The organism is Streptomyces sp. NPDC007162 (assembly GCF_040634175.1).
Classification (GTDB): Bacteria; Actinomycetota; Actinomycetes; order Streptomycetales; family Streptomycetaceae; genus Streptomyces.
In genome coordinates this window covers 1-6,382 of the sequence record NZ_JBEYFC010000506.1, presented here as the reverse complement: position 1 = coordinate 6,382, position 6,382 = coordinate 1, and the positions used below count along the sequence as shown (strand labels likewise).

Annotated in this window: 5 protein-coding genes; 4 read left to right on the top strand and 1 reads right to left on the bottom strand. The window is 69.2% G+C overall.

Going from position 1 to position 6,382, the window contains the following annotated elements:
* Window positions 1-2,264: nitrate- and nitrite sensing domain-containing protein (locus ABZ646_RS37510; RefSeq protein WP_360529443.1), on the bottom strand; the 2,264-nt coding region annotated here is incomplete at its 3' end.
* A 569-nt stretch (window positions 2,265-2,833) separates the two neighbouring features.
* Here ABZ646_RS37510 and ABZ646_RS37505 point away from each other — a divergent pair.
* The 4 genes from ABZ646_RS37505 (at window position 2,834) to ABZ646_RS37490 (ending at window position 6,232) form a co-directional block, all read left to right on the top strand.
* Window positions 2,834-3,022: a hypothetical protein gene (locus ABZ646_RS37505; RefSeq protein WP_132889773.1), complete on the top strand. Its 189-nt coding sequence runs from the start codon at window positions 2,834-2,836 to the stop codon at window positions 3,020-3,022.
* A 137-nt stretch (window positions 3,023-3,159) separates the two neighbouring features.
* Window positions 3,160-3,945 (top strand): fumarylacetoacetate hydrolase family protein, encoded by a 786-nt coding sequence (locus ABZ646_RS37500; protein ID WP_360529440.1) that lies wholly within the window; start codon window positions 3,160-3,162, stop codon window positions 3,943-3,945.
* Window positions 3,938-5,422 (top strand): glutamate--tRNA ligase, encoded by a 1,485-nt coding sequence (gene gltX / locus ABZ646_RS37495; protein WP_360529437.1) that lies wholly within the window; start codon window positions 3,938-3,940, stop codon window positions 5,420-5,422. The genes ABZ646_RS37500 and gltX overlap by 8 nt, the downstream gene beginning before the upstream one ends.
* Window positions 5,423-5,500: 78 nt before the next feature.
* Window positions 5,501-6,232, top strand: coding sequence for an HAD family hydrolase (locus ABZ646_RS37490; RefSeq protein ID WP_360529434.1), 732 nt, complete (start codon window positions 5,501-5,503; stop codon window positions 6,230-6,232).
* Window positions 6,233-6,382 lie beyond the last annotated feature (150 nt).

Sequence of the window (6,382 nt, the reverse complement as noted above, 5' to 3'; positions counted from 1 at the left end):
GCCGCGGCACCTGCCGCGGCCTGCGCGGCGGCCGGACCGCCGGTCGGCGCCGGGGCGCCGGGCTTGCCGGGAGCGGGCTTCTTGCCGCCCTGGGCGACGTCGACCGGAAGCATGACCAGCGCGGTCGTACCACCGGAGTCGGACGGGCGCAGCTGGATGCGGATGCCGTGCCGCTGGGACAGTCGGCCGACCACGAACAGACCCATGCGGCGGGAGACGGAGACGTCCACGGTGGGCGGCGAGGCGAGCCGCTCGTTGATCGCGGCGAGGTCCTCGGGGGAGAGGCCGATACCGGTGTCGTGGATCTCGATCAGCACCCGGCCGTCGGGCAGCGCGTGACCGGTGACCTTGACCTTGGTCTGCGGGGAGGAGAACGAGGTGGCGTTCTCGAGGAGCTCGGCGAGCAGGTGCACGAGGTCGTTGACCACACGGCCGGCCACTTCGGTGGTCGGCACCGCGGCCAGTTCGATGCGCTCGTACTGCTCCACCTCGGACGCGGCGGCGCGGAGCACGTCGACCAGCGGGACCGGACGGGTCCAGCGGCGGCCGGGCTCCTCACCCGCGAGGACGAGGAGGTTCTCACCGTTACGGCGCATACGCGTCGCGAGGTGGTCGAGCTTGAAGAGGGAGGACAGCTGGTCCGGGTCGGCCTCGCGGGACTCCAGTTCGGAGATGAGCGAGAGCTGACGCTGGATGAGGCCCTGGGAGCGGCGCGAGAGGTTGGTGAACATCGCGTTGACGTTGCCCCGCAGCAGAGCCTGCTCGGCGGCGAGGCGGACGGCCTCGCGGTGCACGTCGTCGAAGGCCGCGGCCACCTGGCCGATCTCGTCCCGGGAGTGCACACCGACCGACTCCACGGACGTGTCGACGTCCTGCGGGTCGGACTCGGAGAGCTGCTTGACCAGCTCGGGCAGCCGGTCCTGGGCGACCTTGGTGGCGGTCTCCTGGAGGCGGCGCAGCGAGCGGATCATGGACCGGGCCACGATGAAGGCGCCGACCAGCGAGACGCCGAGGACGAGCAGGATCAGCGCACCGGAGATGATCGCCGACTGCTCGGAGGAGTTGCGCAGCTCGCGCGCCTTCTGCTCCATGTCCTCGAGCAGGGTGTGCTCGATCTTCTGCATCTGGTCGATCTTGGTCGAGCTGTCGTCAACCCAGTCGCGGTACGACCGCTTGGACAGCTCGTTCAGACCGTTCTGGGCGCCGAGCGCACGCTTGGCGTAGGTGTTGGCGGCCTCGATCGTCGGGTTGTTCTCGTCGATCGGCTTGAGCAGCTCGGCCGCGTTGCCGGCGTAGATCTTCCGGAAGATCGTCAGCTCGGAGGTCTCGCTCTCCTGGGCCGACTCGCCGTAGAGGCGGTCGTTCTCCGAGAGGTCACCCGCGTTGGTGTTGTTGGCGGGCAGGGCCGCGGCGATGACGGCGCGCTGGACGGACGCGTACTCCTTGGCGGTCGAGAACGCCGCCAGGGCGCGGGTGCGCTGGATCATCTCCGGGTTGCTGGAGGCCTGCGCCATGTCCTGCGAGAGGTCGATCAGCTGGGTGATCAGCCGGTGGTAGGCCTCGACCGTCTGGGTCGAGTTCCGCTGCTGCTGGTAGGCGTCCTTGCGGATCTTCGCCAGGTCGTCCAGCTGGCCGGCCAGGCCGACGAGGCTGTCGCGGACGCCCTGGAGCTGACCGTTCTTGCTCGCGGTGTCGATTTCCTCGGAGGCGTTGAGGAAGTTCTCGCGGGCCCGGTCGGTCTTCTCCTCGAATCCCTTGACCGTGACGCTGTTCGTCGACTGACCGTGCGCCAGCGGACCGGCCGACTGGTCGCGCTCGTCCTGGAGCGCCTGGGCCAGCTCGGTGGCCTGCTTGGTCATGTCCGTCAGCAGCTTGATGTTGTCGAGCTGCTGGATGTCGTCCAGGGACTGGTTGATACGCACCGCGCCCAGCGTCGTGGCCGCGACCACGGGGAGCGCGAGCAGCGACACCAGGCGCGTGGAGATACGCCAGTTGCGCAGGGCTATGCGTGAGCCCGGGTTGGACGGTCCCTTCGCGGGCTTGACCGGGGGCGCCGGCGCGGCGGTCGGCTGGGGGCCCGTGGAGCCCGTCGACCCCGAGGAAGCAGACACGGCTGGACGCCCGGGGCGCTCACCGCCGTCACCACCGCCGACCGGGGCCGGGCCCGGGTTCTGGGCGTGCTGGGGCGAGGAACCGCGGTCGGTCCCGCCGTGCGCCTCCGGCTCCGCCGGAGCGCTGCCATCCCTCTTGAAACGTCCCTGCACTAGCGTCGCAACCTCTGGACCAGGCGCCCCTCCGCTGAACGGAGGGACACGGTGTCGGCGTTGTACGGGGAGCGCCCTGAATACGCCCCCTGATGGTCGTGAGTGTGACCGGCGCTGGCTCCCCCTGTCTCGCCGCCACTCGGCGCTGCGTAGCGCCCCCTGCGCGCCGGCTCGATCCTGCGGCGGTCCGTGGAATTCCAGCACAGTGCCGGATCTCCAACAAGGGCCGTGGGCCGAGCTGTGACCTCGGTGACAGCGTGTGAGTGACACGTTACGAGATGTCTAGGCCGATCGCGTACATAACGGACGTATGCCTGCCAGTGGTGAGTGCGCGAGCCGTGTCCCAGTCGCCATGATCAGGAGCGGAATGACAGGTTCAGATCGGCAATGTCCGTTTCGTTGCCACGAGTTACAGGTGAAGAATGACCTGTTTGTCCCTCACTTCGTGAGCAAACTCACACGCCGATCGCGGCTACTTGGCGACTTCCGTCGGGAATTCGATGTTTAGCCTGGCGCTTTACAAGAGGGAAGTCTCTGCCAACCACCACACGACGGGGTCCACTGCAACCGTGAAGACGACGATGATGTTCCGCAACATAGCCAACCCCCGGCGCACCACCCTCGCCCACCTCAAGGACGCCGAGGAGCTGGGGACCCCCGAACTGCCCGAGCACTCCCTCGACCTCCCGGCCCAGACCGCCAACCCGCGGCGCACGATCCTGATGGAGGCCCCCGCCGGGACCCCGGTCGCCGAGTAGTACGGGACCCGCCCTCCCGTACGGGGCCGAGGCCGCCGTTCACTCAGTCACCTGGGTTATTCCACGGCGGCCGCCCCGCCCCGCGTTAGCCTGGAGCGTCAGACTCCAGCCGGTTCAGTGAGGGGCGCCAGGATCCCGTGCGCATCGCCAGGTTCTCCATCGACGGGAACGTCGCCTTCGGCGCCGTCGAGGGCGACAAGCAGGACGAACTCGTCCTCGACATCATCAAGGGCATTCCGTTCGCCGACTTCGAGCTCTCGGGGACCAAGGTCCCGGTGAGCAAGGTCAGGCTCCTCCCGCCGGTGCTCCCCAACAAGGTCGTGGCCTACGGCCGCAACTACGCGGAGCACGCGAGGGAACTCGGCAACGAGGTCCCGGACGCCCCCTTCGCCTTCTTCAAGCCGTCCACCTCGGTGATCGGCCCCGGCGACGCGATCCAGTACCCCGCCTTCTCCCAGGAGCTCCACCACGAGGCGGAACTGGCAGTGGTCATCGGCCGGATGTGCCGTGAGGTCCCGCGCGAGCGCGCGGCGGACGTCATCTTCGGCTACACCTGCGCCAACGACGTCACCGCGCGTGACGTGCAGAAGCGCGAGAAGCAGTGGGCCCGGGCCAAGGGCTTCGACACCTCCTGCCCGCTCGGCCCCTGGGTGGAGACGGACCTCGACCTCGCCACCGCGTCCGACCTGACGATCCAGCTCACCGTCAACGGCGAACAGCGCCAGCTCGGCCGTACGAGCGAGATGATCCACCCCATCGCGGACCTGATCGTCCACATCACCGAGGCCATGACGCTGCTGCCCGGCGACGTGATCCTCACCGGCACCCCGGCAGGGGTCGGCCACCTGAACGTCGGCGACGAGGTCGCCGTCACCATCGAAGGCATCGGCACTCTCACCAACAAGGTTGTCAAGCGTGGCTAGCGCACCCGGCTCCCCCGTTCGCGTACGTTTCTGCCCCTCGCCCACCGGTAACCCCCACGTGGGCCTGGTCCGCACCGCCCTGTTCAACTGGGCGTTCGCCCGGCACCACCAGGGCACCCTGGTCTTCCGCATCGAGGACACCGACGCCGCCCGCGACTCCGAGGAGTCGTACCGGCAGCTGCTGGACGCGATGCGCTGGCTTGGCTTCGACTGGGACGAGGGCCCCGAGGTCGGCGGACCGCACGCGCCGTACCGCCAGTCGCAGCGGATGGACATCTACAAGGACGTCGCGCAGAAGCTTCTCGACGCCGGCCACGCCTACCACTGCTACTGCTCCCAGGAGGAGCTGGACAGCCGCCGGGAGGCCGCCCGCGCCGCCGGCAAGCCGTCCGGCTACGACGGCCACTGCCGCGACCTCACGGCCGAGCAGGTCGAGGCGTACCTGGCCCAGGGCCGGGCGCCGATCGTCCGCTTCCGGATGCCCGACGAGACGATCACCTTCACGGACCTGGTCCGCGGCGAGCTGACCTTCACCCCGGAGAACGTCCCGGACTACGGCATCGTCCGCGCGAACGGCGCCCCGCTGTACACGCTGGTCAACCCGGTCGACGACGCGCTGATGGAGATCACCCACGTGCTGCGCGGCGAGGACCTGCTCTCCTCCACGCCGCGCCAGGTCGCCCTCTACAAGGCGCTGACCGAGCTCGGCATCGCCAAGCAGACACCGGCCTTCGGCCACCTCCCCTACGTCATGGGAGAGGGCAACAAGAAGCTGTCCAAGCGCGACCCGCAGTCGTCCCTGAACCTCTACCGCGAACAGGGCTTCCTGCCCGAGGGCCTGCTCAACTACCTCTCGCTGCTGGGCTGGTCGCTCTCCGCGGACCAGGACATCTTCTCGATCGACGAGATGGTCGCCGCCTTCGACATCTCCGACGTGAACCCCAACCCGGCCCGCTTCGACCTGAAGAAGTGCGAGGCGATCAACGCCGACCACATCCGGCTGCTGGACGTGAAGGACTTCACCGAGCGCTGCGCCCCCTGGCTGAAGGCCCCCTTCGCCCCCTGGTCCCCCGAGGACTTCGACGAGTCGAAGTGGGAGGCGATCGCCCCGCACGCCCAGACCCGCCTGAAGGTCCTCTCGGAGATCACCGACAACGTCGACTTCCTGTTCCTCGCCGAGCCGGTCTTCGACGAGGCGTCCTGGACCAAGGCGATGAAGGAGGGCAGCGACGCCCTGCTCCGCACGGCCCGCGAGAAGCTGGAGTCGGCCGACTGGACCTCCCCCGAGGCCCTGAAGGAGGCCGTCCTGGCCGCCGGCGAGGCGCACGGCCTGAAGCTCGGCAAGGCCCAGGCCCCGGTCCGTGTCGCCGTCACCGGCCGCACGGTCGGCCTGCCCCTCTTCGAGTCCCTGGAGATCCTCGGCAAGGAGAAGACCCTGGCCCGGATCGACGCGGCGCTGGCCAGGCTGACCGCGTAGCGCACGCACGCGTGCGGGGCGGTCCCGGTTCCCGCCGGGGCCGCCCCTTCGCCGTACCCGCCGGGTACCGTCGGACGCATGACGATCAGAGCCGTGGTCTGGGACGTGGACGACACTCTCTTCGACTACACGAGCGCCGACCGCGAGGGCATGCGGGCGCATCTCGCGGCCGAAGGGCTGCTCCCGGCGTACGCGAGTGCCGAGGCGGCGCTGGTGCGGTGGCGGGAGATCACCGACCAGCAGTGGGCGCGGTTCTCGGCGGGGGAGGTGTCCTTCGAGGAGCAGCGCCGGGAGCGGATCCGGGTGTTCCTCGGCGAGGCGCTGAGCGGCGACGAGGCCGACGACTGGTTCGGGCGCTACCGCACGCACTACGAGGCAGCCTGGGCCCTCTTCCCGGACGTCCTGCCCGCCCTCGACGCGCTTGCCGCGGGCTACCGACACGCCGTGCTGTCCAACTCCAGCCTGCTCGTCCAGGACCACAAACTGCGCACGCTCGGTGTGTACGACCGCTTCGAGGTCATCCTGTGCGCCGCCGAACTCGGCGTCTCCAAGCCCGCCGCCGGCGCCTTCCTGGCGGCCTGCGCGGCGCTGGAACTCGCCCCGCACGAGGTCGCGTACGTCGGTGACCACCCGGAGATCGACGCGCGCGGTGCCGTCGACGCCGGGCTGCTGTCGGTGTGGATCGACCGGACCGGAGCGTCCACCAGGGCCGACGCACCCGTCGGCCCGCACCGGATCGCCTCCCTCGCCGAACTGCCCGCGATCCTCCGCGCCGATACCCGTTTTGGAGCCCCGTCCACCTTCAGGTAATGTTCTTCCTGCGCCGCCGGGGAGCGGGCCGAAAGGCCGGAACCGGAGGAGCGAAACTAGAACAAGATCCCCTCAGGGGCTTGCGTTCCAGTGGCCTATGGTGTAATTGGCAGCACGACTGATTCTGGTTCAGTTAGTCTTGGTTCGAGT

Bases quoted from the DNA above. Each gene is read 5' to 3' on its own strand.
- ABZ646_RS37490 (WP_360529434.1), top strand. From the start codon at position 5,501: ATGACGATCAGAGCCGTGGTCTGGGACGTGGACGACACTCTCTTCGAC.